Annotated in this window: 23 protein-coding genes; 6 read left to right on the forward strand and 17 right to left on the reverse strand. The window is 61.9% G+C overall.

Features of this window, described 5'->3' with window-relative positions:
- The first annotated feature begins 285 nt into the window (after positions 1–285).
- From CRO75_RS02475 to CRO75_RS02485, 3 genes are all read left to right on the forward strand, one after another.
- Positions 286–975: a crotonase/enoyl-CoA hydratase family protein gene (locus CRO75_RS02475; RefSeq protein ID WP_009042893.1), complete on the forward strand. Its 690-nt coding sequence runs from the start codon at positions 286–288 to the stop codon at positions 973–975.
- A gap of 213 nt (positions 976–1,188) precedes the next feature.
- Positions 1,189–1,911, forward strand: a complete 723-nt coding sequence (locus CRO75_RS02480) for a 1-acylglycerol-3-phosphate O-acyltransferase (protein ID WP_053260240.1) — start codon at positions 1,189–1,191, stop codon at positions 1,909–1,911.
- 130 nt (positions 1,912–2,041) lie between these two features.
- Positions 2,042–3,013 carry a magnesium and cobalt transport protein CorA gene (locus CRO75_RS02485; RefSeq protein ID WP_097134345.1) on the forward strand — a complete coding sequence of 324 codons (972 nt, stop codon included), beginning with the start codon at positions 2,042–2,044 and terminating at the stop codon, positions 3,011–3,013.
- 80 nt (positions 3,014–3,093) lie between these two features.
- Here the strand turns inward: CRO75_RS02485 and CRO75_RS02490 are convergent, their stop codons facing one another.
- From CRO75_RS02490 to CRO75_RS02500, 3 genes are all read right to left on the reverse strand, one after another.
- A complete protein-coding gene (locus tag CRO75_RS02490; protein ID WP_097134346.1) occupies positions 3,094–3,822 on the reverse strand; it encodes an amidotransferase in 729 nt (242 codons plus the stop codon).
- Between the two features lie 104 nt (positions 3,823–3,926).
- Positions 3,927–6,071: a 3-hydroxyacyl-CoA dehydrogenase NAD-binding domain-containing protein gene (locus CRO75_RS02495; protein ID WP_097134347.1), complete on the reverse strand. Its 2,145-nt coding sequence runs from the start codon at positions 6,069–6,071 to the stop codon at positions 3,927–3,929.
- Between the two features lie 25 nt (positions 6,072–6,096).
- Entirely contained in the window at positions 6,097–7,302 is a 1,206-nt protein-coding gene (locus CRO75_RS02500) for an acetyl-CoA C-acetyltransferase (protein WP_097134348.1), read from the reverse strand.
- A gap of 687 nt (positions 7,303–7,989) precedes the next feature.
- On the opposite strand from CRO75_RS02500, the gene CRO75_RS02510 reads away from it, so the two are divergent.
- On the forward strand, positions 7,990–8,802 hold the full coding sequence (locus CRO75_RS02510; protein WP_097134350.1) for a cytochrome c: 813 nt from the start codon (positions 7,990–7,992) through the stop codon (positions 8,800–8,802).
- 406 nt (positions 8,803–9,208) lie between these two features.
- Here the strand turns inward: CRO75_RS02510 and CRO75_RS02515 are convergent, their stop codons facing one another.
- The 11 genes from CRO75_RS02515 to CRO75_RS02565 form a co-directional block, all read right to left on the reverse strand.
- On the reverse strand, positions 9,209–9,550 hold the full coding sequence (locus tag CRO75_RS02515; protein WP_009042886.1) for a ribonuclease E inhibitor RraB: 342 nt from the start codon (positions 9,548–9,550) through the stop codon (positions 9,209–9,211).
- Positions 9,551–9,772: 222 nt separating this feature from the next.
- On the reverse strand, positions 9,773–10,030 hold the full coding sequence (locus CRO75_RS02520) for a hypothetical protein (protein WP_007928144.1): 258 nt from the start codon (positions 10,028–10,030) through the stop codon (positions 9,773–9,775).
- Positions 10,031–10,143: 113 nt separating this feature from the next.
- Positions 10,144–10,752, reverse strand: a complete 609-nt coding sequence (locus CRO75_RS02525; protein ID WP_097134351.1) for an START domain-containing protein — start codon at positions 10,750–10,752, stop codon at positions 10,144–10,146.
- A 43-nt stretch (positions 10,753–10,795) separates the two neighbouring features.
- On the reverse strand, positions 10,796–11,050 hold the full coding sequence (locus tag CRO75_RS02530; protein WP_097134352.1) for a YkgJ family cysteine cluster protein: 255 nt from the start codon (positions 11,048–11,050) through the stop codon (positions 10,796–10,798).
- A gap of 168 nt (positions 11,051–11,218) precedes the next feature.
- Entirely contained in the window at positions 11,219–11,731 is a 513-nt protein-coding gene (locus CRO75_RS02535) for a translation initiation factor 2 (RefSeq protein ID WP_097134353.1), read from the reverse strand.
- A 79-nt stretch (positions 11,732–11,810) separates the two neighbouring features.
- On the reverse strand, positions 11,811–13,250 hold the full coding sequence (locus tag CRO75_RS02540; RefSeq protein WP_007928140.1) for a PLP-dependent aminotransferase family protein: 1,440 nt from the start codon (positions 13,248–13,250) through the stop codon (positions 11,811–11,813).
- 201 nt (positions 13,251–13,451) lie between these two features.
- The gene (locus CRO75_RS02545; protein WP_009042882.1) at positions 13,452–14,264 is read right to left on the reverse strand and encodes an OmpA family protein; all 813 of its coding nucleotides are present in this window, start codon (positions 14,262–14,264) and stop codon (positions 13,452–13,454) included.
- Positions 14,261–14,617: a DUF4398 domain-containing protein gene (locus tag CRO75_RS02550; RefSeq protein ID WP_009042881.1), complete on the reverse strand. Its 357-nt coding sequence runs from the start codon at positions 14,615–14,617 to the stop codon at positions 14,261–14,263. Before CRO75_RS02550 ends, CRO75_RS02545 begins: the two co-directional genes overlap by 4 nt.
- Before the next feature lie 9 nt (positions 14,618–14,626).
- The gene (locus CRO75_RS02555) at positions 14,627–15,451 is read right to left on the reverse strand and encodes a transporter substrate-binding domain-containing protein (RefSeq protein WP_009042880.1); all 825 of its coding nucleotides are present in this window, start codon (positions 15,449–15,451) and stop codon (positions 14,627–14,629) included.
- Between the two features lie 82 nt (positions 15,452–15,533).
- Positions 15,534–16,463: an FAD-binding protein gene (locus CRO75_RS02560; protein WP_009042879.1), complete on the reverse strand. Its 930-nt coding sequence runs from the start codon at positions 16,461–16,463 to the stop codon at positions 15,534–15,536.
- 2 nt (positions 16,464–16,465) lie between these two features.
- Positions 16,466–17,215 carry an electron transfer flavoprotein subunit beta/FixA family protein gene (locus CRO75_RS02565; RefSeq protein ID WP_007928126.1) on the reverse strand — a complete coding sequence of 250 codons (750 nt, stop codon included), beginning with the start codon at positions 17,213–17,215 and terminating at the stop codon, positions 16,466–16,468.
- 546 nt (positions 17,216–17,761) lie between these two features.
- Here CRO75_RS02565 and CRO75_RS02570 point away from each other — a divergent pair.
- Entirely contained in the window at positions 17,762–19,426 is a 1,665-nt protein-coding gene (locus CRO75_RS02570; protein WP_097134354.1) for an electron transfer flavoprotein-ubiquinone oxidoreductase, read from the forward strand.
- Between the two features lie 175 nt (positions 19,427–19,601).
- Here the strand turns inward: CRO75_RS02570 and CRO75_RS02575 are convergent, their stop codons facing one another.
- Entirely contained in the window at positions 19,602–20,492 is an 891-nt protein-coding gene (locus tag CRO75_RS02575; RefSeq protein ID WP_097134355.1) for an AraC family transcriptional regulator, read from the reverse strand.
- Between the two features lie 180 nt (positions 20,493–20,672).
- Here CRO75_RS02575 and CRO75_RS02580 point away from each other — a divergent pair, with 180 nt between their 5' ends.
- The gene (locus tag CRO75_RS02580) at positions 20,673–21,725 is read left to right on the forward strand and encodes an NAD(P)-dependent alcohol dehydrogenase (protein ID WP_097134356.1); all 1,053 of its coding nucleotides are present in this window, start codon (positions 20,673–20,675) and stop codon (positions 21,723–21,725) included.
- 87 nt (positions 21,726–21,812) lie between these two features.
- On the opposite strand, the gene CRO75_RS02585 is transcribed toward CRO75_RS02580, so the two are convergent.
- Together CRO75_RS02585 and CRO75_RS02590 are read right to left on the reverse strand one after the other, a co-directional pair.
- Positions 21,813–22,610, reverse strand: coding sequence for an IclR family transcriptional regulator (locus CRO75_RS02585; protein ID WP_097134357.1), 798 nt, complete (start codon positions 22,608–22,610; stop codon positions 21,813–21,815).
- A gap of 55 nt (positions 22,611–22,665) precedes the next feature.
- Entirely contained in the window at positions 22,666–23,976 is a 1,311-nt protein-coding gene (locus CRO75_RS02590) for an MFS transporter (RefSeq protein ID WP_062823165.1), read from the reverse strand.

Consider the following 23,976-nt stretch of genomic DNA (forward strand, 5'->3'; position numbering starts at 1 on the left):
GCGCTAATGTAGTCGAAAGCTTTTCTGATGGCAAAGGTTTTTTTGAGAATTTTCATGCGCTTAAGACATTTCTTCGGATTTCGGCACTGCGCTGGCATCAACGCTATGGCAAACCGGCCAATCTCTGGCCTGGCTGGCAGCTATATAGGAGGGCCGATCCGCGCCCCAGGTGGCCGGCTACGCTTGTCAGGCCAGAAAGGGCTGACTCACCAGTCAGTCACAGCGCTTTACCTGACCTGTGACCGTGAGTAACGTCTGCCCCACTTCAATACAAGGAATTGCGTCATGAGTGAGTTGATTTCTTACCACCTCGAAGACGGTATCGCGACCCTGACCTTGAGCAATGGCAAGGTCAATGCCATTTCCCCGGATGTGATTGCCGCCTTCAATGCCGCGCTGGACCAGGCCGTCACCGATCGCGCGGTGGTGATCATCACCGGGCAGCCCGGTATTCTGTCGGGCGGCTACGACCTGAAAGTGATGACCGCCGGCCCTAAAGAAGCCGTGAGCCTGGTGACCTCGGGGTCGACCCTGGCCCGTCGTCTGCTGTCGCATCCCTTCCCCGTCATCGTCGCCTGCCCTGGGCACGCCGTGGCCAAGGGCGCGTTCCTGCTGCTGTCCGCGGACTACCGCATCGGCGTCGAAGGCCCGTTCAGCATCGGCCTGAACGAAGTGCAGATCGGCATGACCATGCACCACGCCGGCATCGAGCTGGCCCGTGACCGCCTGCGCAAATCCGCGCTGCACCGCTCGGTGATCAATGGCGAGATGTTCGACCCGCAAGGCGCGGTGGATGCCGGCTTCCTCGATAAGGTGGTGAGCGTCGAGGAGCTGCAAGGCGCCGCCCTGGCCGCCGCGCGTCAACTGAAGAAGATCAACATGACCGCCCACAAGAACACCAAGCTGAAAGTGCGCAAGGCGCTGCTGGAAACCCTGGACAACGCGATCATCCTCGATCAGGAACACCTGGGCTGAAGCCTGGGCCCGCCGCCCACAGCCCGACCCGCGCGTCGGGCTTTTTTATGCCCGCACCGCGAGAAAGACTGCGCGACGCTCTAGTTCGCCACTGAGCAAAGAGTCGGAAACATGCGCTTAAACATCGGCCATCTTCCCCTTCTATACAGGTAATTGCCGAAAACAGTGCACATCCGTACACTGCGCCACCTTTTGTCCCCGGTGGGCCTGTAGATGCTGTATCTGTTTCGTATGTTATTGATGGGCCTGCATTTTGTTGCAGCGGGAATTCTCGGCGTGGTGCTGGGGCTGTGCCGCCCGTTCAACCCGGATAACAGCCGCCTGTGCGCGCGCCTGTATGCCTTGCCGGCCATGTGCATCCTGCGCCTGCGGGTCAAGGCCGAAGTCGGGCCACTGATGGACAAGCCCAAGAGCTGCGTAATCATCGCCAACCACCAGTCCAACTACGACCTGTTCGTGTTCGGCAACGTGGTGCCCCGGCGCACCGTGTGCATCGGTAAAAAGAGCCTGAAATGGGTGCCGCTGTTCGGCCAGTTGTTCTGGCTGGCGGGCAATGTGTTGATCGACCGTGGCAACGCGCACAAGGCGCGCCGCTCGATGCTGACCACCACCCACACCCTGCAACACAAGGACACCTCGATCTGGGTGTTCCCGGAAGGTACCCGCAACCTCGGCGAAGACCTGCTGCCGTTCAAGAAAGGCGCCTTCCAGATGGCCATCGCCGCCGGCGTGCCGATCGTCCCGGTGTGCGCCAGCAGCTACATCCGCCACATGCGTCTCAACCGCTGGCGCAGTGGCAGGATCCTGATCCGCTCGCTGCCGGCGATCCCCACCGCCGGGCTGAGCCTGGACGACATGCCGAGGCTGATCGAGCAGTGTCGCGAACAGATGCGCGAGTGCATCGAGTCGATGGACCGCCAGCTACAGGCCGTCTGAAAACAGCCCGCCGCGTGCGGGCTTTTTATTGCCGGCGAACTCCGCCCAACAGGCTGACTCTGATCAGTCATGGGGCTAAGCTGCACGAAGTCTCACTCCTCATTTCGATAAGAAGAAGCGAACAGGAACCATGGGTAGAGTTGTTGCCGCCGCAGTCTACAGCGCGGGTAAAAGAGTCACGGACATCACCCTCGACGAAGGGGCGGCCTGGGCCGCCAAACCCGGGCACTTCGTCTGGATCGGCCTCGAAGAACCCAACGCCCAGGAACTGGCCAATCTGCAACGCCAGTTCAACTTGCACGAACTGGCCATCGAGGACGCCCTGGAAAAACACAGCCGGCCGAAACTCGAAACCTTCGGCGACGCGCTGTTTATCGTCACCTACTCCCCGGTGCGCGAAGCCGGCAAGCTGGAGTTCATCGAAACCCATATCTTTGCCGGCAACGGCTACATCATCACTGCCCGCAATGGCCACTCCAAATCCTATGGGTTCGTGCGCCAGCGCTGCGAGGCACGACCGCTGCTGCTGGAGCACGGCGAAGACTTCGTGCTCTACGCGCTACTGGATTTCGTCACCGAGAACTACCAGCCGGTCAGCGAAGCGATCCATGCCGAGATCGACGAACTGGAGCACAGCGTGCTGTGCAGTTCGCTCAACGAGGGGGATATCCAGCACCTCCACAGCCTGCGTCGCGATGTGCTGCGCCTGCGCCGTTATGTAGCGCCCATGGTGGAGATCAGCGAAGAGCTGCAGAAGCTCAGCTTCCCCTTTATCGACAAGAACATGCGCCCGTACTTTCGCGACGTGCAGATCCATGTCACCCGGCAGATGGAAGACCTGGCGACCTTGCGTGACATCGCCAGCCAGACCATCGAGATCGGCGTCCTGCTGGAGGCCTCGCGACAAAGCGTGGTGCAACGCAAGTTCGCCGCCTGGGCGGCGATCCTGGCGTTCCCGACCGCAGTGGCGGGGATCTATGGAATGAACTTCGACAACATGCCCGAGCTGAAGATGCACTACGGCTACTTCGGTGTGCTGGCGTTTCTGGTGCTGGGCTGTACGGGGTTGTGGGCGAGCTTCAAGCGCTCGGGGTGGCTCTGACAGTAGAGCCGGGCTGGACGCTCCTGCAAGGGCCTTGAGGCCGTTGTAGAAGCGAGCCGGCCGGCGATGCGGCTATGGATTCAAACCGATCCGGTCTGCGGCTTGTGCGCCACAAAACGCATCATCCACTCGGCAACGGTGTTGCCATGATGATCCCGGTCCAGACTGGCGATGCCCTTTTGATAGACCTGTTCGCCCAGGTGCTGCTGGCGCAGGTCCAGCAAGGCCCGCGAATAGTCGTGGATGAACTCCGGGTGGCCCTGGAAGCACAGCACCTGGTCATTGATGTGATAGGCCGCGAACGGGCAGAAATCGCTCGAAGCGATGACCGTGGCGTTTTCCGGCAAGGCCGTCACCTGGTCCTGATGGCTGATCAACAGCGTCAGCTCTTCCATCACCGGGCTCATCCACGGCGCCTTGGCCGCCAGTTTGTAGTTGTGGGTACCCACGCCCCAGCCCTGGGTCGCGCGTTCGCTCTTGCCGCCCAGCAGCAACGCCAGCAACTGATGGCCAAAGCAGATGCCCAGCAGTTTGTCGCCGCGCTGATAGCGCTCCAGCAGGTAGGTCTTGAGGGTTTGAATCCAAGGGTCGGTACCGAAGGAGTCGGCCTTGCTCCCCGTGACCAGGTAAGCGTCGAAGCGTTGGTCGTCGCTCGGGTAGTGGCCCTGCATCACGTTGTAGACGGTAAATTCGGCAGCGATGGGCTGCTGTGAAAACAGGCGCTGAAACATCTGCCCGTAACCCTGATATTGATCGACCAATTCTGGACGCAGGATGTCGGTTTCCAGAATGCAGATGCGTAGCGACATAAAAAATACCTGACACGTGATGGGAATAATGAACACCCCAGAGCCTGCCTTGAAACGCCCGATCAAGGCAAGCCCCGCGATGCATCACTTCAGTCCCTTCAGCCTCAGAACAACTGGCCCTTGGCGGCCTTCTCCAGCAGCAGCGCCGGCGGCGCGAAACGCTCGCCATATTGCTCGGCCAGGTACTGGGCCCGGGCGATAAAGTCCTTCAGGCCGTACTGGTTGATGAACTGCAAGGCCCCGCCAGTCCAGGCCGCGAAGCCGATACCGAAGATCGAGCCGATATTGGCATCGGCCGTCGAGCGCAATACGCCCTCCTCCACACAACGCACGGTTTCGATGGCCTGCACGAACAACAACCGATCGCGCACGTCCTGCGGCGAAATCTGCCCATCGGCTTTCTCGAAGCGGGTTTTCAGCTGCGGCCACAAGTGTTTCTGCGCCCCGGCCGGGTAGTCGTAGAAACCGCCGCCCGCGGCCTTGCCTGGGCGCTTGTATTCATTGAGCAGCAGGTCGATCACGGCGAAGGCCGGATGCTCCGGCAACGGCTTGCCTTCGGCCTGCAGGTCCTTGGCGGTCTGTTGGCGGATATGGCTCAGCAGGCTCAGGGAAACCTCGTCGCAGATCGCCAGCGGGCCGATCGGCATACCCGCCTTGCGCGCCTCGGTCTCGATCATCGGCGCGGCCACACCCTCACCGAGCATGGCGATACCTTCGTTGGTGAAGGTGCCGAACACCCGCGAAGTGAAAAAGCCGCGGCTGTCGTTGACCACGATCGGGGTCTTCTTGATCTGCTGGACGAAGTCGAAACCGCGCGCCAGGGTTTCGTCGCTGGTCTGCTCGCCCTTGATGATTTCCACCAGGGGCATTTTTTCCACCGGGCTGAAGAAATGCAGGCCGATGAACTTACCTTGATCCGGTACGGCCCTGGCCAGGCCGCTGATCGGCAAGGTCGAGGTGTTGGACGCAATTACCGCCTGTGCCCCCACCACCTGCTGCGCCGCCGCCGAGACCCTGGCCTTGAGCTCGCGATCCTCGAACACCGCCTCGATGATCAGGTCGCACCCGGCCAGGTCGGCGTCCTGCTCGGTGGTGCGGATCCGCGCCAGCGTGGCGTCACGCTGCTCGGCGCTCAATTGGCCACGGGCGACCTTCTTCTCCAGCAACGCCGCCGAATGGGCCTTGCCCTTCTCGGCCGCCGCCAGGGTGACATCCTTGAGCACCACTTCGATACCGGCCACCGCACTGACATAAGCGATCCCGGCCCCCATCATCCCGGCACCCAGCACCCCGACCTTCCTGGTCACATAGGGCGCGAAGCCTTGGGGCCGGGAGCCACCGGCATTGATCTCGTTGAGCTGGAACCAGAAGGTGCCGATCATGTTTTTCGCCACCTGGCCGGTGGTCAGTTCGGTGAAATAGCGGGCTTCGATCAACTGCGCGGTATCGAAATCGACCTGGGCGCCCTCCACTGCCGCACAGAGGATTTTCTCCGGCGCCGGCAGGCAGCCCTGGGTCTTGCTGCGCAGGATCGACGGCGCGATGGCCAGCATCTGCGCGACTTTCGGGTGCGACGGCGTGCCCCCGGGGATCTGGTAGCCGGCCACGTCCCAGCGCTGCTTGGCCGCCGGGTTGGCGACAATCCACGCCCTGGCCTTGGCCAGCAGGTCGTCGCGGTCGCTGGCCAGTTGGTCGATCAGGCCGGCTTTCAGCGCCTGCTGCGGTCGGACCTTCTTGCCTTCCAGCAGATACGGCAGGGCTTTTTCCAGCCCCAGCAAACGCACCATGCGCACCACCCCGCCACCGCCCGGCAGCAGGCCGAGGGTCACTTCCGGCAGGCCGACCTGCAGCGACGAATGGTCCAGCGCCACCCGGTGATGGCAGGCCAGGCAGATCTCCCAGCCACCGCCCAGGGCCGCGCCGTTGATCGCCGCGACCACGGGCTTGCCCAGGGTTTCCAGGGCCCGCAGCTGGCCCTTGAGGGTCAGCACCATGTCATAGAAGGCCTGGGCTTCGGGCTTGCCGACCTTGATCAATTCATTGAGGTCGCCGCCGGCGAAGAAGGTCTTTTTCGCCGAAGTGACGATCACCCCGGCAATCGATTCCTGCTCGGCTTGCAGGCGGGCCACGCAGGCGGCCATGGCCTCGCGGTACACCGCGTTCATGGTGTTGGCGCTCTGGCCCGGCATGTCGATGGTCAGAACGACGATCTGGTCCTGGCCCTTTTCGTAACGGATGGCTTGGGTCATGAAAGTGTTTCCTTGAAGTCAGGGCTCAGAGGCGTTCGATGATGGTGGCGATCCCCATGCCGCCGCCGACGCAGAGGGTCGCCAGGCCGTAACGCTGGCGCCGCGCTTCCAGCTCGTCGAGCAAGGTGCCGAGGATCGCGCAGCCGGTGGCGCCCAGCGGGTGGCCCATGGCGATGGAGCCGCCGTTGACGTTGACCTTGCCAGGGTCGATGGCCATGTCCTTGATGAACTTCAGTACCACCGAGGCGAAGGCCTCGTTGACCTCGAACAGGTCGATGTCCTCGACCCGCAGCCCGGCCTTGGCCAGCGCCTTGCGGGTGGCCGGCGCCGGCCCGGTGAGCATGATGGTCGGATCGGTGCCGGTGACCGCCGTGGCGACGATCCGCGCCCGTGGCTTGAGGCCCAGCGCCTGGCCCTTGGCTTCGGAACCGATCAGCATCAGCGCCGCGCCATCGACTATCCCTGAGCTGTTGCCCGGGGTGTGCACGTGGTGGATGCGCTCGACATGGCTGTAGACCCGCAAGGCGGTGGCGTCGAAACCCATCTGGCCGATCATCTCGAAGCTGGGCTTGAGCTTGCCCAGGCCTTCGAGGGTGGAGTCGGCGCGTATGAACTCATCATGATCCAGCAGGACGATGCCGTTCTGGTCTTGCACCGGCACCAGGGACTTGCTGAAAGCCCCCGCCGCCCTGGCCCGCGCGGCCTTCTGCTGGGACTGCAGGGCAAAGCTGTCGACATCCTCACGGCTGAAACCTTCCAGGGTGGCGATCAGGTCCGCGCCTATGCCTTGCGGGGTGAAATGGCTGTGCATATTGGTTTGCGGATCAAGCACCCAGGCACCGCCGTCGCTGCCCATGGGCACCCGCGACATCGACTCGACACCGCCAACCACCACCAGGTCCTCGAAGCCGGAGCGCACTTTCATCGCGCCCAGGTTCACCGCTTCGAGGCCCGAGGCGCAAAAGCGGTTGATCTGCACTCCGGCCACGCTGACGTCCCAGTCGGCGACCAGCGCTGCGGTCTTGGCGATGTCGGCCCCCTGGTCACCGATTGGCGTCACGCAGCCGAGCACGATGTCGTCGACCTGGCTGGTGTCGAGTCCGGTACGCCGCTGCAGGGCACCGAGCAGCCCGGCCAGCAGGTTCACCGGCTTGACGCTGTGCAGGGCGCCGTCGGCCTTGCCTTTGCCACGGGGGGTGCGTAATGCATCGAATATCAAAGCCTGGGTCATGACGTCCTCGAACCGCTGTGCAGATGAATGATGACAGGGCTCCCACTCTTGGCCCCGAGGGCCCCGGATTCAATGACCGATGCGCTCACTGACCTTGACGGTCACGCTCAGACGAACGGTAGTGAGCTAATGGATTCCGCCCGCCGCATAACGGAACTGTCTAGACAAAGGCCGGGCAAGAAGATGGCAATAGGCCTCATGCGCTTTTTAAAGCATCTGCCTATTAGCTGATATGAAATGGATCTAAGCCAAGGGTTACAAGGCCCCTAAGGTAGGAACTGTAGGCAGTGAATCGTTGCAGCCGGGTCTTGCCGGTGCACGTGTAAGAAAAGGGACACATCGCCTGACCAGAGTGAAGCGGCAGGCATGCATTTGATGTTCAGGAATAACAACAAAAGGCATTCAGCCATGTTCAAGCATTCGAAAGTCCGTCAAGCGGGGCTCATTCTGTTCGCAACCACCTTGCTTCTGATTTTGCCGAATCTCACCAAAGTGATCGGCTAGAGGCGTGGCCATCCCGTCACGCAATTGCATCTTTGTACTCCGGTTCGCTACCGGGGCAGGCGCTTGTGTGCCACTCTTTCTGACGCCGCGGCCACGCTGAATCAGGGCGTCGTCGCGCTTATCAGAAAACTGGAGACAGGCCGTACGCGCTGCTCTCCACCCCAGCGACGGAACAGCGATCAATTGAAATCTCTTATCCTCCTGTGCAGCGCCCTGCTGCTCACCACACCCATGCATGCCGCGCAGCTGACCCTGGAACTGGGGGCCGGCAGTCGCACCTGGCAGACCGAAGAACTGCTCAAGCACCCTCAGGCCCGGACCGTCACCGTCAAGGATGACGTGTCGTACAAACGCGACATGAGTTACCGCGCGGTGCCGATCTCGGCCCTGCTCACCGGCATCAAGGCTGATGACCATCTGCAGGCTGTCGCCCTGGACGGTTTCGCCGCCGAATTGCCCGCCGCCCCCCTGCTCAACCAAGACGGCGCCCAGGCCTGGCTGGCCATCGAAGACCCGGCCAAGCCCTGGCCACCCCTGGCTGAAGGCAAGCACAGCGCCGGACCTTTCTACCTGGTGTGGACCAACCCGCAGGCCGGTCATATCAGCCCCGAGCAATGGCCATTCGAAGTGGCGAGCATCAAGCGCCTGGCACCGGTGGCCGAGCGTTTCCCGGCCCTGCGCCCGGCCCCCACACTGGCGGCCGGCGACCCGGTGAACCAGGGCTTCGCCCTGTTCCAGAAGAACTGCCTGGCTTGCCATCGCCTCAACGGCGCCGGCGACTCGCAGTTCGGCCCGGACCTGAATATCCCCTACAGCCCCACCGAGTATTTCGGGGCGGACTTCCTCAAGCGTTATATCCGTGACCCACAGAGCCTGCGCCGCTGGCCACAGGCGAAGATGCCGGCCTTCGCAAGCAGCGTATTGCCGGATGCCGAGCTGGAGTTGCTGGTGGGGTATCTGAAGCATATGGCGGAACGTAAACAGGCGCCGCAATAACGCTGGCTTTGGGAGGGGTTCTCCAGGACGCCATCGCGGACAAGCCTAACTCCTGCCGTCGAGCGCATTCCCCGGCACCGTTCCACCGCATGCAGTGCAATGGCTATCGATTGCATAGCCAGACTTGATTTCACCACTTGGGCAAAACTGCGCAGAATTCGTTGCAACAGCGCAGATGACTTCAGCACCACCACAGTGCGCAGTCGACGCCCCACCCTTCATGGCGCCAATGGCAGCCAACCCCGGAATGTCCCCGACCGGTTTCCTCTCCTACCGGTCTTCCCTTTTGGCCACCCTCAGCGGGTGGCCTTTTTTTACCCGCTTTTTTTGTAGGAACCCGGGGCAGAAACGAAATCGGCCGACCCGAAGGTCAGCCGATGCTGAGTCTTGACGCTATTCATATGCACTAAACGAGTCGCCCTCGAACCTCCTGCTTCACGCCCCAACCTTCAATGATCCCGCCCAGGGGCGCGACCACCGCTTCAAAGTCCTGCTCGAAATCGCCGATGCCGCCATAGGTGGCGTACATCACCTTGCTCAGCTCCAGGTACCAGGCGCCGTCATCGCGCACGCTGACCTGGGCATTCAAGGATTCACCGCGGAACTGCCCTGCCGCCCTGCGTGCCCGCTCCTCGTCCGGGAAAATGGCGTAGAACTCGATGGGATGGAATCGTGAAAAGTCGAAACCGCCTTCTTTCATGCGGCGCAGCACGCTGCTGCTGATGTCTTCTTGATAGGCTGTGCTCATGAAACGTCCTCCTCAAACCGATGGATAGACTTTCCGTACTTCCTTGCCTGTCACCGCACGGTGCAGGCTTGCGGCGAGAAGATCGCCGCCAGGAAACAAGCATGTAGCTGACAAGACCAGACCTTAGCGATTCATTCGCTGATCTCGAATGCAGAGTAGCGCCAAGACGCAGGCGCTGCCAAGGTCTGGGTTAAAGCTCGGTGGGGCTTTGCGCATTAAAGATTAAATCGGCGTAATGCTGAGGATTTGAATGCTGTTCTGATCTTTCAGGCTCTTGAGCGTAGGGTCGTCGGTGCGTCCTTCCAGATCGTTGAGGTCAAGCTCGGCCGGAACCGGCAGAAGCTTTGCGCGAATCAATTGTGCCGCCTCCTCCATGCTGGGCTGCTGCTCACAGTCGAACTGCTCGACTGACTGGACACCATGATCGTCAACGAAAGTGACTTGCCACTTTTGCATCAGTGCCTCCTTGATGAAGCCCATGGATGGACTCACAAGATGTCGACCCTGAAGAACCAATGATCGTTCAAACCAAGGGCCCGGCGGTGCCATTAAAAAAGGCTGCCCTGGGGCAGCCTTTTCGCAACGATCGGCGCTTACGGTTTCTCGGCGCGCGCCTTCAATGCCTTGAGGGTGTTGAACGGTGCATCCACGACAAACTTGTTGGCCAGCCAGGACGGCACGCTGCCGCCCGGTTCGGTGTGCACCTGATAGGTCACTTCGACCTGGTCCGCGCCCTTGGGCACGAACTTCCAGAAGCCTTCGACCTGGGCGACACGCACGAAACCTTTCTCCTCGGGAATGTAGGTCGGTACGCCTTCGAGCTTGCGGGTCAGGCTGCCATCGGCCGCTTCGCTGGTGGTGACGTGCAGCACCGAATCACGCGGTGTGACCGGCCATGGGGTATTGAACTGAGTGTAGGTCCAGCTCTGCTCGCCTTCGTGCTTGAGCAGTTTCTGCGACTTGCATTCGTGAATCCAAGCGCAGGCGCCCGTCACGTCGTCCTGCAAAGCGCGCAGCTTGGCCACGCTGGTTTTCATGGTGGTCACGCCCCGGTAGGCCTTGTATTTGGAACCGGCCACTTCACTCAAGGAGACCTTGATGCCGTTTTCATCCTTGGCCGTTTGCCAATCTTCGGCGTGGGCGGTTGCCGAGAGCAGAACGGTCAACCCACAGAGCACAGCAATTCGATGCAGCGAACCCATTGTCTTATTCCTTATTGTTGAAGTTCCGTTCATTGAAAACACTTCACGCCGCCGTCACTTGCTCCCACCAGCCCAACAAGCGGATAGCCTCTTCCCGGCTGTCGCCGCAGACTTCGACATCGGCCTGGAACGCACCACAGACGGCGGGCCGTTCGGGTTGGCCGAACAAACCGCACAGCAGTTCGACAGAAAGATGGATGCAACGTTCTCCGGCCGGTTTGCCATTGGGCATTCCAGGAATCGGGGTACTGATGGAAGGGGCAATGCAACAGGCGCCACAGCCTTCACGGCAGTTCATGACGACAAACTCCTCGCGACGGGCAAAGTATTGAAATGACGCGGACTAGAGTAACCGCTAAAACAGCCGTTTGAAATTGGCCGCCCACTGGTTTTTACGCTCAGGCTCGCGTGACTGACCAGTCTCCGACAAAGCGTCAGGGCTGCGGGTCACAGTCAGGATGAGGGTTTACTGCTTGAACTCGAAATCCAGCGCCGCGCCTTCCACATCACGCCGTTCGTCATTGCGCAGCTGCAACTGCATTTCGTTGCTCAGCAAGCGGCCGTTGAGTTGGAACGGACTGTCGTCCTTGGGTTTCTCGCCGAACATCGGCGGCAGCAACGGGGTGCGCTTGGGCTGGTTGACCGAGCCGATCGGCTGCAATTGCTTGACCATTTCCGGCGGCAGGCTCAGATCCACATTGGCCGAAGGCAAACGCGTCTTCACGATCTCACTGGCAGGCTTGGACTTGGAAGCGATCGGCGCGCGCCTTTTCTGTGCCTTGGCCTTGGGCTTGGCCTTGCTGGTCGCTGCCGCCTTCTTTACCGACGCGGCTTTCTTGGCTGCCGCGGTTTTCTGCGATTTATTCGCGGTGGCGCTTGCCGCGACCTTTTCCTGGGCCGGAGCCGCCAGAACGCTGGCCGTGCCGAAAGCACTCAATACACTGACCAATACCCAGGCAACAGGAAAAATCGCTTTCATAGAGAGACAACAGGATCGGCGGCAAAGAGCCATATGCTCGCCTGTTGACCGCGCGAAAACAAGCGCGGTAACCGATCCTTCAAAAACCGCCCGCGGCCTCCTGGCACAGTTGGCTGGCCAACATGCCCAAGGTCATCAGTGCCCGTTCGGCCTCGCGATTCCACGGGGTACCGCAGTTGAGGCGAATGCAGTGGTTGAACTGCTCGGTATTACTGAAGATCAGCCCCGGCGCGATACTGATGCCCTGCTGCAATGCCCGGACATGCAATTCCTGGGTATTGACCCGCCCCGGCAGGCTGACCCAGAGAATGAAACCGCCGTTCGGACGGGTAATCTGCGTGCCCTCCGGGAAGTACTGCTGCACCGCCAGCTGAAAGGCACTGAGGTTCTTGCGGTACTCCTGGCGGATGAAACGCAGATGCCGGTCGTAACCGCCGTTCTCCAGATAGGCCGCGACGCCCATCTGGGTGACGCTGCAGGCCGAATGAGTGCTGAAGGTCTGCAAGCGCTGGATTTCCTGCTGGAACTTGCCGGCAATCATCCAGCCGATGCGCACGCCGGGTGACAGGGTCTTGGAAAAGCTCGAGCAATAGATCACCCGATCCAGCCGGTCATAGGCTTTCAGCGCCTTGGTACGACCGACCTCGAACATCAGTTCGCCGTAGATATCGTCCTCGACCACCTGGATATCGAAATCCGAGGCCAGCCGCAGCAGTTGTTTCTGCCGCTCTTCCGGCATGGTGCCGCCCAGTGGATTGCTCAAGCGCGTGGTCAGCACCAGGGCCTTGATCGACCACTGGTTGGCCGCCAGTTGCAGCGCCTCCAGGCTCATGCCGGTGGAAGGGTCGCTGGGAATCTCGATGACCTTGAGCCCCAGCAGGTCGGCCAGTTGCAACAGGCCGTAGTAAGTCGGCGACTCCGCGGCGATCAGGTCGCCCGGGCGGGTCAGCACGCGCAACGACATCTGCAGGGCATCCACGCAGCCGTGGGTGATCACCACTTCGGAAGGGTCGACCACCACGCCGGCGTCGCGCATGCGAATCGCCACCTGTCGGCGCAACGGCTCGAAACCGGGGCTGAACATGTAGCTGAAGGCGCGCGGGCTGTGGAAACGGGTGACCTTGGCCAGTTGCTGGTGCAGCGCCCGCACCGGCAGGTAATCGACGCTCGGCACCGCGGCGCCCAGCGGAAACACGCCTTCACGGCGCGACTCCACCAACACCTGATGAATGATGCTGCTGCGCGTCACCAGGCCCGGCCGTTCGACTCGGGCGATGTCCGGGGTCGGCGCGGTCAGCGCCGGGGTCTGGTGCACGTAATAGCCCGACTGCGGACGGGCGCGGATCAGCCCTTGGTCCTCGAGATTGGCGTAAGCCTGGAGCACCGTGGCGTGGCTGACGTTGAGCTGGGAACTCATCTTGCGTACCGAAGGTACGCGTTCCCCGGGCTGGTACACACCACGACGGATATCTTCAGCCAGCTGCTGAGCGATACGTTGATAAAGCAAGAGATTGGTCATGACGCTGCACTCGATTTCACCGGCATTTTATTCTTGTGGATGACGATACCGGAACAGTTCATAAGTGTACTGGGACAGTTGCCACAATAGTCGACCATACAGGGCAGTGTCAGCAAAAACTGTACTGTTTTGTGTGCCAATCGTCAGGCACAAAAAAACCCGGCTCCACAGGGAAACCGGGTTGTTTTGACGGCCCGCGTCTTAGCGCGCGGCGCCTAACTGGCCTTTCTCGTCGGAGAAGACAATTTCCACCCGACGGTTCTGCGCCCGCCCACGTTCCGAGGCGTTGGCCTCGACCGGGTACTCATCGCCATAACCTTCGACCTGGACCCGTTTCTCCTCGACGCCCAGGTCGACCAGGATATCGGCCACGGCCTGGGCCCGGTCGCGGGACAGTTTCAGATTGCTCTGCTTGTCGCCAGTGTTGTCCGTGTAGCCCTCGATCCGCACCACACGCTTGGGGTTGAGCTGGAGAAACTGCACGACCTTGAGCACAGTGCGGTTGGCCGAGCTCTTCAGCTCCGCTTCGCCGGTGTCGAACAGCACATCGCCCAGGGTCATCACCAGCCCACGATCGGTCTGGGTCGTGGCCAGGTTGATGATCTGCTCTTCCAACCACTTGCCCTGCTGCTGCACGCTCAGCAGCTTGGCCTCGCGCAGGGCCAGTTGCAGGCGCTGGCGTTCGAGTTCGAGCTTGGCCGCCTGCTCCTGGTTCAGTGCCTGGTTGGTGTGCTCGCGAGCGATTTCGCTGTAGCGCTGGCTGAGGTAGGCGTAGTGCACCACATCCGAACCGCTGCCCCAGTAGCTGGACAGGCGATCGGCCCGGGCCAGGGACTCACCGGCGCGGATCACATCCTTGGGCGCGATGCGCAGCACATTGGAATCTTCCTTGACCTTCTGGAAGTCCTCGCCGGCCTGTTCCAGCGCGGCTTCGCTGCGTTGCCCGGCGCAGCCGTAGAGGCCGGTGCAGGCGATCAGCAGGGCGCCACCCAATACTCGAGTCAGACGAATCATTGGGCATCTCCCAACTGCTTGCGCAGACGAGTGATGCGAGTCTGGACGAGGTTCAGCTGTTCCTGGCTTTTCAGGGTCAGGACCCGCGCCTCGGCCAGGCGCGCATCCAGTTCCGCCTGCTCGGCACGCATGCGCGCGTGCTTGAACGACTCTTCCTGCATGTTGCGTTGGGCACGGGCGAATTTGTCCTCGGCCAGTTTCATTTCCGGCACATCCTCTGCCGTGGCTCCCACGGCCTTGGCCTGGGCCAGGGTTTGTTCGGTCAGGCGCATTTGTTCATTCGGCGCCGGATCGGCTGCGCAACCCGCCAGAGCCAGGACGGCCAGGGCAGCGAAAAGAGGTCGAATACTCACTAGAAATCCCTACTGTTTGGGGGTGCTGACAGGTTGCTGCAACTGTGCCTTCCAACGCTCGAGATTGCGCTGCAGCACGGCTTCCGTCAGACCGGACGCGGGCAATTCTGTCATCTTTTTCGCCAACTGTCCGCGCAACCATGGGTCGTTGCAGGCGGAGTTGTGCGAGATGGCCAGGAACAGGCCAGGTTTGTCGGCAGGCTGCGGGAATGCCAGCAGATCGTTGGCCATGCCCAGCGACTGGGCCAGGGCCATGCCGGCGTAGCGTCCGGCCAGTACGTACTCCACCTCCCCCAGCAACAGTTTCTGGAATGCCTGGGTCAGATTCGGCATGCGGGTCAGGCTCAATTGCTCCTTGGCGAAGGCCTCGAAGGGCGGCGTCAGGCGCGCCCTTTCCGACAATGCGCCGGTATGCCCATGCAGGTCCGACGGCTGGCTGTAGCTCAACGTCGAGCCCTTGCGGGTCCAGACCAGGAAATCGTTCTCCAGCAGCGGCGGATGAATGTAGTCCAGCGCTTCCAGCTCACTCACCGTCAGCGGCGCGTCGGCCAGCATGTCCATGCGCCCGCTGCGCACTTCATCCAGGGCGGCGGAGCGTTTGCCGGCATACAACAACTCGACCTTGATCCCCAGTTCCTGCGCCACGTGTTGCAGCAGTTCGGCGCTGGCGCCAATCAGGTGGCTGGGGTCCTGCGGGTCGCGCCACAGATACGGCGGGGCATCCGGACTGCCGGTCACCACCAGGCGCTCGCATTTACCGGCGGCCATCGACGACAACGGCATCAGTGTCAGCCCCAGCAGCACTGACAGGCCACCCAGGCGGCGCAAATCCATGGCGAAATTCTCCCACTCAAATCCCAGACAATAAAAAAGCCCGGCCAAAAGACCGGGCTCTCTTATAAGTGAAGCCGCTGGATTAGACCAGCTTCTCCAGCTCTGGTACGGCTTCGAACAAGTCCGCTACCAGGCCGTAATCGGCCACCTGGAAGATCGGCGCTTCTTCGTCCTTGTTGATCGCCACGATCACCTTGGAGTCTTTCATACCGGCCAGGTGCTGGATCGCGCCGGAAATACCGACGGCAATGTACAGCTGTGGCGCCACGATCTTGCCGGTCTGGCCGACCTGCATGTCGTTGGGTACGAAACCTGCGTCGACCGCGGCGCGCGAAGCACCCACGGCAGCGCCCAGCTTGTCGGCCAGGGCGTACAGGTGTTTGAAGTTGTCGCCGTTCTGCATGCCGCGGCCGCCGGAAATGACGATCTTGGCAGCAGTCAGTTCAGGACGGTCGGACTTGGCCAGCTCTTCGCCGACGAAGCTCGACTTGCCTGCGTCGTGAGCGGCAGCAACCGCTTCGACAGCGGCCGAACCGCCTTCGGCGGCAACCGGATCGAAACCGGTGGCGCGCACGGTGATGACCTTCACGGCGGCGTTCGATTGCACGGTAGCGATGGCGTTACCGGCATAGATCGGACGCTTGAAGGTGTCGGCGCTTTCTACCGAGATGATCTCGGAGATCTGGTCGACGTCCAGCTGCGCGGCAACGCGCGGCAGGATGTTTTTGCCGTTGGAAGTGGCGGCGGCCAGGATGTGGCTGTAGCCCTTGCCCAGCTCTGCAACCAGAGGGGCAACGTTTTCCGGCAACTGGTGCGCATAGGCTGCGTTGTCGGCGGACAGGACTTTGCTCACGCCAGCGATTTTCGCGGCGGCCTCAGCCACGGCGCCAGCGCCCTGGCCGGCGACCAGGACGTGGATGTCGCCACCGATTTTGGCAGCGGCGGCAACGGTGTTCAGGGTGGCCGGAGCCAGCACCTTGTTGTCGTGTTCAGCGATTACCAAGATAGTCATGATCAGATTACCTTCGCTTCGTTTTTCAGTTTCTCGACCAGTTCAGCGACCGACTTGACCTTGATACCCGCGCTGCGTGCAGCCGGCGCTTCGACTTTCAGGGTCTTGTTGGTAGAGGCGGTGGAAACGCCCAAAGCATCAGGAGTCAGCACTTCAAGCGGCTTCTTCTTGGCTTTCATGATGTTTGGCAAAGACGCGTAGCGCGGCTCGTTCAAACGCAGGTCGGTGGTGACGATCGCTGGCAGGTTCAGCGAAACGGTTTGCAGGCCGCCGTCGATTTCACGGGTCACGGCAACCTTGTCGCCCGACACTTCGACCTTGGAGGCGAAGGTGCCTTGAGCGTAGCCGCTCAGGGCTGCCAGCATCTGGCCGGTCTGGTTGTTGTCGCTGTCGATGGCTTGCTTGCCAAGGATCACCAGTTGAGGCTGTTCCTTGTCGACCACGGCCTTGAGCAGCTTGGCCACGGCCAGGGAGTTCAGTTCATCAGCGGACTCGACGAGGATGGCACGATCGGCACCCAGCGCCAGGGCGGTACGCAGTTGCTCTTGAGCAGTAGCGGGACCGATGGAGACGACGACGATTTCAGTCGCTACGCCTTTTTCTTTCAGGCGTACGGCTTCTTCCACTGCGATTTCGCAGAAAGGGTTCATCGACATCTTGACGTTGGCGAGGTCGACGCCGGAATTGTCCGCCTTGACGCGAACCTTGACGTTGTAATCGACAACGCGTTTGACAGCTACAAGAACCTTCATGGATTCCTCGTTACTCTCCGGTGAAAAGAAAGTCGCCTAGGCGAACCTGGCGGTTGATGCTCATCGGGCACAAGGGCACCTCTAAAAACGCTGGCATGGACTCTTGCAACAGCAGACAGATGACCTTGCTCACGGGATGATGACCGTTCGTCAGTAGCGACTGGCCGGTCATTCTTTATCGCGGCGTGTAAACTGCGCGTTGCGTCACCTTGTACTGCCTTCGCCCTGTCTTTAGAGGTGCTCTTGAAACCAACAGTCAGCCTACGGCGAGCGCAAAACCGACCGTATCTTGACCGGAACGCCTATTCTGGTCAATACGCCAAAATGGCCAGTCATAAGCCGCGCTTCTTTGATTTACATGGGCTGCAGCAAATTCAAACAAACGTTTGTATTGGACGCTAAGAGTGGTGTAGATATAATGCGCCGCCTAGAGAGAAAGGCGGGTCGTTCATTGTCCCCTCCCCTGTTTGGCGGAGAAAACCATCGATGCGACACCCAACCTCCAATTAGAAAAAAACCGTTGAGCCTTGAGTAGGAGATAGCCTAGTGGAACGCGAATACATGGAATTCGACGTGGTCATCGTCGGTGCCGGCCCCGCTGGCTTGTCCGCCGCCTGCCGACTGAAGCAGAAGGCCACCGAAGCCGGTAAGGAAATCAGCGTCTGCGTGGTCGAGAAAGGCTCCGAAGTCGGTGCTCACATTCTTTCCGGCGCCGTGTTCGAACCGCGCGCCCTGAACGAGCTGTTCCCGGACTGGAAGGAAATCGGCGCCCCGCTGAACACCCCGGTCAAGCGCGATGACATCTATGTCCTGAAAAACGCCGACAGCGCGACCAAAGTTCCTGACTTCTTTGTGCCCAAGACCATGCACAACGAAGGCAACTACATCATCTCCCTGGGCAACCTGTGCCGCTGGCTGGCCCAGCAGGCCGAGAACCTGGGCGTGGAAATCTACCCGGGCTTCGCCGCCCAGGAAGCGCTGTTCGACGAGAACGGCGTGGTCCGCGGGATCATCACCGGCGACCTGGGTGTCGACCGCGAAGGCAATCCGAAGGAAGGCCTGTACACCCCCGGCATGGAACTGCGTGGCAAGTACACCCTGTTCGCCGAAGGCTGCCGTGGCCACATCGGCAAGCAACTGATCAAGCGCTTCAACCTGGACAGCGACGCCGACGCCCAGCACTACGGCATCGGCCTCAAGGAAATCTGGGAAATCGATCCGGCCAAGCATCAGCCAGGCCTGGTGGTCCACACCGCCGGCTGGCCGCTGGACATCATGGGCACCGAGAACACTGGCGGCTCCTTCCTTTATCACCTGGAAAACAACCAGGTGGTGGTCGGTCTGATCGTCGACCTGTCCTACAGCAACACCTACCTGTCGCCGTTCGACGAATTCCAGCGCCTCAAGCATCACCCAGTGCTCAAGCAGTACCTCGAAGGCGGCAAGCGCGTCAGCTACGGCGCGCGCGCCATCTGCAAAGGCGGCCTGAACTCGCTGCCGAAGATGGTGTTCAAGGGCGGCGCGCTGATCGGTTGCGACCTGGGCACCCTGAACTTCGCCAAGATCAAGGGCAGCCACACCGCCATGAAGTCCGGCATGCTCGCCGCTGACGCCGTGGCCGATGCGCTGTTCGCCGGTTCCGAAGGCGCCGACGAGCTGAACACCTATGTAGAAGCGTTCAAGTCCAGCTGGCTGTACGAAGAACTGTTCGCCAGCCGTAACTTCGGCCCGGCGATCCACAAGTACGGCGCCATCGTCGGCGGCGGTTTCAACTGGGTCGACCAGAACCTCTTCGGTGGCAAGCTGCCGTTCACCCTGCACGACACCAAGCCGGACTACGCCTGCCTGAAGCTGGCCGCGGACTGCAAGAAGATCGACTACCCGAAACCGGACGGCAAGCTCAGCTTCGACAAACTCAGCTCAGTGTTCATCTCGGGCACCAACCATGAAGAAGAACAGCCTTGCCACCTGAAGCTGACCGATCCGAGCATCCCGATCGGCAAGAACCTGCCGCTGTACGATGAGCCTGCTCAACGCTACTGCCCGGCCGGGGTGTATGAAGTGATCACCAAGGAAGACGGCGAGAAGCGCTTCCAGATCAACGCCCAGAACTGTGTGCACTGCAAGACCTGCGACATCAAGGACCCTGCGCAGAACATCACCTGGGTCGCGCCGGAAGGCGCGGGCGGTCCGACTTACCCGAACATGTAAGGCGTACGCTTGAAGAAAAAAGGCTCCCGAATGGGGGCCTTTTTTATTGCCGGCGCCACTGCCCTGCTTCTGTAGGAGCACAGCTTGCGTGCGATAAGGATTTGGCGATGTATCTGTCAGACCGTCTCACCCTTCATCGCGGGCAAGCCTCGCTCCTCCAGACGAGCGCCTCCCATCACGCTGCTCGCTCATCCCCCGGATTGCGCTCGAAGTAGCGCTTGTATTCACGGCTGAACTGCGAGGTGCTCTGGTAGCCCACCCGATGCGCCACCTGGGCCACGCCCAGCCCTTCCCCCAGCAGCAACTGCTGCGCCTTGAGCAAGCGCAGGCGCTTGAGGTACTGCACCGGCGACAGCAGCGTGCTGCGCTTGAAGTGCTCATGAAAGGTCGAGGTGCTCATGTTCGCGCAACGGGCCAGGGTCTCGACGTTCAGCGGCTCGGTGTAATGCTCGTGCAAGTGATTCAGCGAGGCCGCCACCCGGGCAAACTGCCCGTGCTGCTCCACCAGCGCGCGCAGTACATCGGCCTGCGGCCCGCGCAAGACGGTGAACATCAATTCGCGCAAGCGCGCCTGGCCCATCACCTTGCACTCCAGAGGATCGTGCAGGCAGCGCAGCAGGCGCTCCACGCAACCGCGCATCGTGTCGTCGAGCACCACCGAGGTCATCGACTCCGGGGTCTGCGCCTGGGCACTGCGCCCCGCGGCAACGCCCATCGCCAGCACCAGTTCGCCCAACAGCGCCCGGTCGAGGGCGATGGACACCCCGAGCAACGGCGCATTGGGCATGGCGAAGGTCTCGCACTCGAAGGGCACCGACAGCGCCTGGATCAGGTAATGCCCAGCGCCGTACTCCAGGGTCCGCGGGCCCAGGTACGCCAGCTTGCTGCCCTGGACGATGATCATCAGGCTCGGCTCGTAGATATGCGGGCCGCGGGCCACGTCGCAACTGGCTCGCAACACCTGGACCCCGGGCAGCCCCGTGGGAACGAAACCGTCGCGGGTCGCAAGAGGCTGGATCAGGGACACCAGGGTGGCATTGGCATCGAGATGGCGGGTCAACAACATGGGAAAAACTTCACGGAAAAAGGGATGAAAACATCATCGCAGGTCTGCACGCCAATGCCGCGCGCAAATAGCCGATGGCGGAGGAATAGGCATGACATGCCGAGGAATCGCCATGTTCGCGCCAGGCAGCGGCGCCGAGAATGGCCCGCCTCACCTGTCAGTGCTTTTGCGAGGTTCATCATGTACACAGCCATCGGTTACGCCGCCCAGTCCGCCACCACGCCCCTCGCCCCCATGAGCTTTCAGCGCCGCAGCCCGCGCCCGGATGACGTGGCGATCGAGATTCTCTACTGCGGCGTCTGCCACTCCGATATCCACCAGGCCCGCAATGAATGGGGCATCGCCGTGTACCCGCTGATGCCGGGCCACGAAATCGTCGGCAAGGTCACCGCCGTCGGCGCCCAAGTGACCAGGCACAAGGTGGGCGACCTGGTCGGCGTCGGCTGCATGGTCGACTCCTGCCGGCATTGCGAAGCCTGCGCCGCGAACCTGGAGCAATACTGCCTGGAAGGCCCGACCATGACCTACGCCACCCCGGACCGGGTCGACGGCAGCAACACCATGGGCGGGTACTCCGACAGCATCGTAGTCAGCGAGCACTTTGTCGTGCGCATTCCCGAGAAACTCGACCTGGCCAGCGCCGCGCCGATCCTCTGCGCGGGCATCACCACCTACTCGCCGCTCAAGCATTACGGGGTGAAGGCCGGCGACAAGGTGGGCATTCTCGGCATGGGTGGCCTGGGCCACATGGGCATCAAGTTCGCCAAGGCCCTGGGCGCGCAAGTGACCCTGTTCACCCGTTCGGCGAGCAAGGCCGAGGAAGCCCGTCGCCAGGGCGCCGATCATGTGATCGTCTCCACCGATGCCGAGCAGATGAAGGCCGCGGCCGGCCGCTTCGACTTCCTGCTGGACACCATCCCGGTGCAACACGACCTCAACCCCTACCTGGATACCCTGCGTTTTGACGGCGTACACATCCTGGTCGGCCTGATCGAACCGGTGGACCCGCCCGTGCACGCGGCCAAGCTGGTGCTGGGCCGTCGCGTGCTGGCCGGCTCGCTGATCGGCGGCATCGCCGAAACCCAGGAAGTGCTGGATTTCTGCGCCGAGCACAACATCACCTGCGACATCGAAATGCTCGACATCCGCCAGATCAACGAGGCTTACGCGCGGATGATCGCCGGCGATGTGAAATACCGCTTCGTCATCGACATGGCCACCCTCAAGCAATAAACGCAGTCCCGTAGGAAGCTGCCCACGATGGCGATGGACCTGGAAAAATGCCATCGCGGGCAAGCTTCGCGCCAATGGAAGCCTGAGTCAGCCGCCGAGTTCGGCGGAGATGCCAGCGGCGGCCTGTTTGATCACCGGGATCAGTTCGGCCATCTTTTCCAGCGGCATGTACGGCACGGTGCTGGCGATGCTGATACCGGCGACGATCTGGCCGCTGGCATCGCGGACCGGCGCCGCCACACAACGGATCGACGGTTCGTTGTCCTCCAGGTCGAAGGCATAACCTCCCGCCACATAGTCCTGCATGCGCTGCTGGAACTGCTCCCAGGTCGGCTCTTCGTGCTGCGGCCAGAGCGCATTCCTGCCCCCCGCCGGCAGGCTCGCTTCATATAAGCGCTGCCACTCCTGGGGCGGGCTATCGAGCAGCAGCGCCTTGCCGATCCCGGTGCGCGCCAGCGGCATGCGATGGCCGACCCGCGAACGCATTTCCGGGCCGTTGCGCCCCGGGTTCTTGTGCAGGTACAGCACATCGTCGTCTTCGCGGATCGCCAGGTGAATGGTGTCGCCGGTCAACGCCGACAGCTGGTCGAGAAACGGCCTGGCCAGGGTCACCAACGGCAAGGCCTCGCGGGCCTGGAAACCCAGCTCGATCAGCTTCGGCCCCAGCAGGTAGCCGACCTGCGGCACCACCCTCAGGTAACGCTCGTCCACCAGGCAACTGGCCAGGCGATGGGTGGTGCTGCGGGTGGTGCCGATCAGCCGGGCGATTTCCTTGAGGTCGCGGGCACCGCTGGCCACGGCCTGCACCACCGCCAGGCCACGGAGCAATGTCTGGGTACCGGTGGGGGCGGCATCCTTGGCGGTCTTTGCTGCGTCGTCCTGCATATCCAGCCTTCCGAGGGTGAGAACGGGCGGCATTATGGTCGCCCGCCCCCCGCCACTACAACTCGATACGCTCGACCTTACCCACCAGCAGCACGTAGGACAGGGCCCCCGCCAGCGCCAGCACGGCAATGTAGGTAATGGCCGGGGCAAAGGAGTCGCCGCTGGCGAGGAAGCCGATGACGATCGGCGTGGCGATCGCCGACAGGTTGCCGATGAAGTTGAACACCCCGCCGGTCAGCCCCAGCAACCGCGCCGGCGCCAGGGTCGAGACCAGCGACCAGGTGATCGAGGCCAGGCCATTGCCGAAGAACGCCAGCGCCAGGAAGGCGATCACCAGCGGTGTCGACTCGACGAAATTGGCGCCGATGATCGAGGTAGAAATCAGCAGCCCGCCAATGATCGGCAGCTTGCGGGCAAAACCCACCGAGGCGCCGCGCCGGATCAGCCAGTCGGAGAAGAACCCGGAACACAGCACGCCGACAAAGGCCGCGAGGAACGGCAGCGATGCCAGCAGGCCGGACTTGATGAAATCCATGCCGCGGTACTTCACCAGGTAAGTGGGGAACCAGGTGAGGAAAAACCACAGGGTCGAATTGAGGCAGAACTGCCCCAGATAGATGCCCCACAGCTTGCGCTTGCTCAGGACAATCCCCAGGTCGGTCCAGCTGAAACGCGCCTTGCTCCTGGCCGTCTCACGCTGGATATCCACCAGGCCGCCACCCTGGCGAATCAGGTCGATTTCCGCCGGGTTGGCGCCCTTGAAATCCCGTGGTTCGCGATACACCGCGTACCAGATCGCCGCCCACAGAATGCCCACCGCACCGGTGACGACAAACACCATGTGCCAGCCAAAGGCGTGCTGCAGCCAGGCCAGCACCGGGGTGAGAAAAGCCAGCCCGACAAACTGCCCGGAAGTGTAAAAGCCGATGGCCGTGGCGCGTTCGCGCTCGGGAAACCAGGTGGTCACCACCCGGCTGTTGATCGGATAGGCCGGCGCCTCCAGCGCGCCCACCGCCATGCGCAGGACGAACAAGGCGATAAAGCTGGCGGCGAAGCCGAGCATCACGGTCGCCAGCGACCACAGCAGCAGTGCCGCCGTGTAGAGAATGCGCGGCGGCACCCGGTCCACCAGCCAGCCACCGGGGATCTGCATGGCGGCGTAAGTCCAGCCGAAGGCCGAGAAAATCAGCCCGACGTGGATAGGGTCGATGCCCAGGTCGCGGGTCAAGGCCGGCGCGGCGATCGACAGGTTGCTGCGGTCCAGGTAGTTGATCACCACCGTGATGAACAACAGCACCATGATGAAAAAACGCTTGCGGCTCGGCGCGACCAGCGACGCCTGCCCGATGAAGGTCTGCGGTTGCAT

It is taken from the genome of Pseudomonas sp. LAMO17WK12:I10, from assembly GCF_900215185.1.
In the GTDB taxonomy this organism is placed as follows: domain Bacteria; phylum Pseudomonadota; class Gammaproteobacteria; order Pseudomonadales; family Pseudomonadaceae; genus Aquipseudomonas; species Aquipseudomonas chlororaphis.

Bases quoted from the DNA above. Each gene is read 5' to 3' on its own strand.
- CRO75_RS02475 (WP_009042893.1), top strand. From the start codon at position 286: ATGAGTGAGTTGATTTCTTACCACCTCGAAGACGGTATCGCGACCCTG.
- CRO75_RS02480 (WP_053260240.1), top strand. From the start codon at position 1,189: ATGCTGTATCTGTTTCGTATGTTATTGATGGGCCTGCATTTTGTTGCA.
- CRO75_RS02485 (WP_097134345.1), top strand. From the start codon at position 2,042: ATGGGTAGAGTTGTTGCCGCCGCAGTCTACAGCGCGGGTAAAAGAGTC.
- CRO75_RS02490 (WP_097134346.1), bottom strand. From the start codon at position 3,822: ATGTCGCTACGCATCTGCATTCTGGAAACCGACATCCTGCGTCCAGAA.
- CRO75_RS02495 (WP_097134347.1), bottom strand. From the start codon at position 6,071: ATGACCCAAGCCATCCGTTACGAAAAGGGCCAGGACCAGATCGTCGTT.
- CRO75_RS02500 (WP_097134348.1), bottom strand. From the start codon at position 7,302: ATGACCCAGGCTTTGATATTCGATGCATTACGCACCCCCCGTGGCAAA.
- CRO75_RS02515 (WP_009042886.1), bottom strand. From the start codon at position 9,550: ATGAGCACAGCCTATCAAGAAGACATCAGCAGCAGCGTGCTGCGCCGC.
- CRO75_RS02520 (WP_007928144.1), bottom strand. From the start codon at position 10,030: ATGGGCTTCATCAAGGAGGCACTGATGCAAAAGTGGCAAGTCACTTTC.
- CRO75_RS02525 (WP_097134351.1), bottom strand. From the start codon at position 10,752: ATGGGTTCGCTGCATCGAATTGCTGTGCTCTGTGGGTTGACCGTTCTG.
- CRO75_RS02530 (WP_097134352.1), bottom strand. From the start codon at position 11,050: ATGAACTGCCGTGAAGGCTGTGGCGCCTGTTGCATTGCCCCTTCCATC.
- CRO75_RS02535 (WP_097134353.1), bottom strand. From the start codon at position 11,731: ATGAAAGCGATTTTTCCTGTTGCCTGGGTATTGGTCAGTGTATTGAGT.
- CRO75_RS02540 (WP_007928140.1), bottom strand. From the start codon at position 13,250: ATGACCAATCTCTTGCTTTATCAACGTATCGCTCAGCAGCTGGCTGAA.
- CRO75_RS02545 (WP_009042882.1), bottom strand. From the start codon at position 14,264: ATGATTCGTCTGACTCGAGTATTGGGTGGCGCCCTGCTGATCGCCTGC.
- CRO75_RS02555 (WP_009042880.1), bottom strand. From the start codon at position 15,451: ATGGATTTGCGCCGCCTGGGTGGCCTGTCAGTGCTGCTGGGGCTGACA.
- CRO75_RS02560 (WP_009042879.1), bottom strand. From the start codon at position 16,463: ATGACTATCTTGGTAATCGCTGAACACGACAACAAGGTGCTGGCTCCG.
- CRO75_RS02565 (WP_007928126.1), bottom strand. From the start codon at position 17,215: ATGAAGGTTCTTGTAGCTGTCAAACGCGTTGTCGATTACAACGTCAAG.
- CRO75_RS02575 (WP_097134355.1), bottom strand. From the start codon at position 20,492: ATGTTGTTGACCCGCCATCTCGATGCCAATGCCACCCTGGTGTCCCTG.
- CRO75_RS02580 (WP_097134356.1), top strand. From the start codon at position 20,673: ATGTACACAGCCATCGGTTACGCCGCCCAGTCCGCCACCACGCCCCTC.
- CRO75_RS02585 (WP_097134357.1), bottom strand. From the start codon at position 22,610: ATGCAGGACGACGCAGCAAAGACCGCCAAGGATGCCGCCCCCACCGGT.
- CRO75_RS02590 (WP_062823165.1), bottom strand. From the start codon at position 23,976: ATGCAACCGCAGACCTTCATCGGGCAGGCGTCGCTGGTCGCGCCGAGC.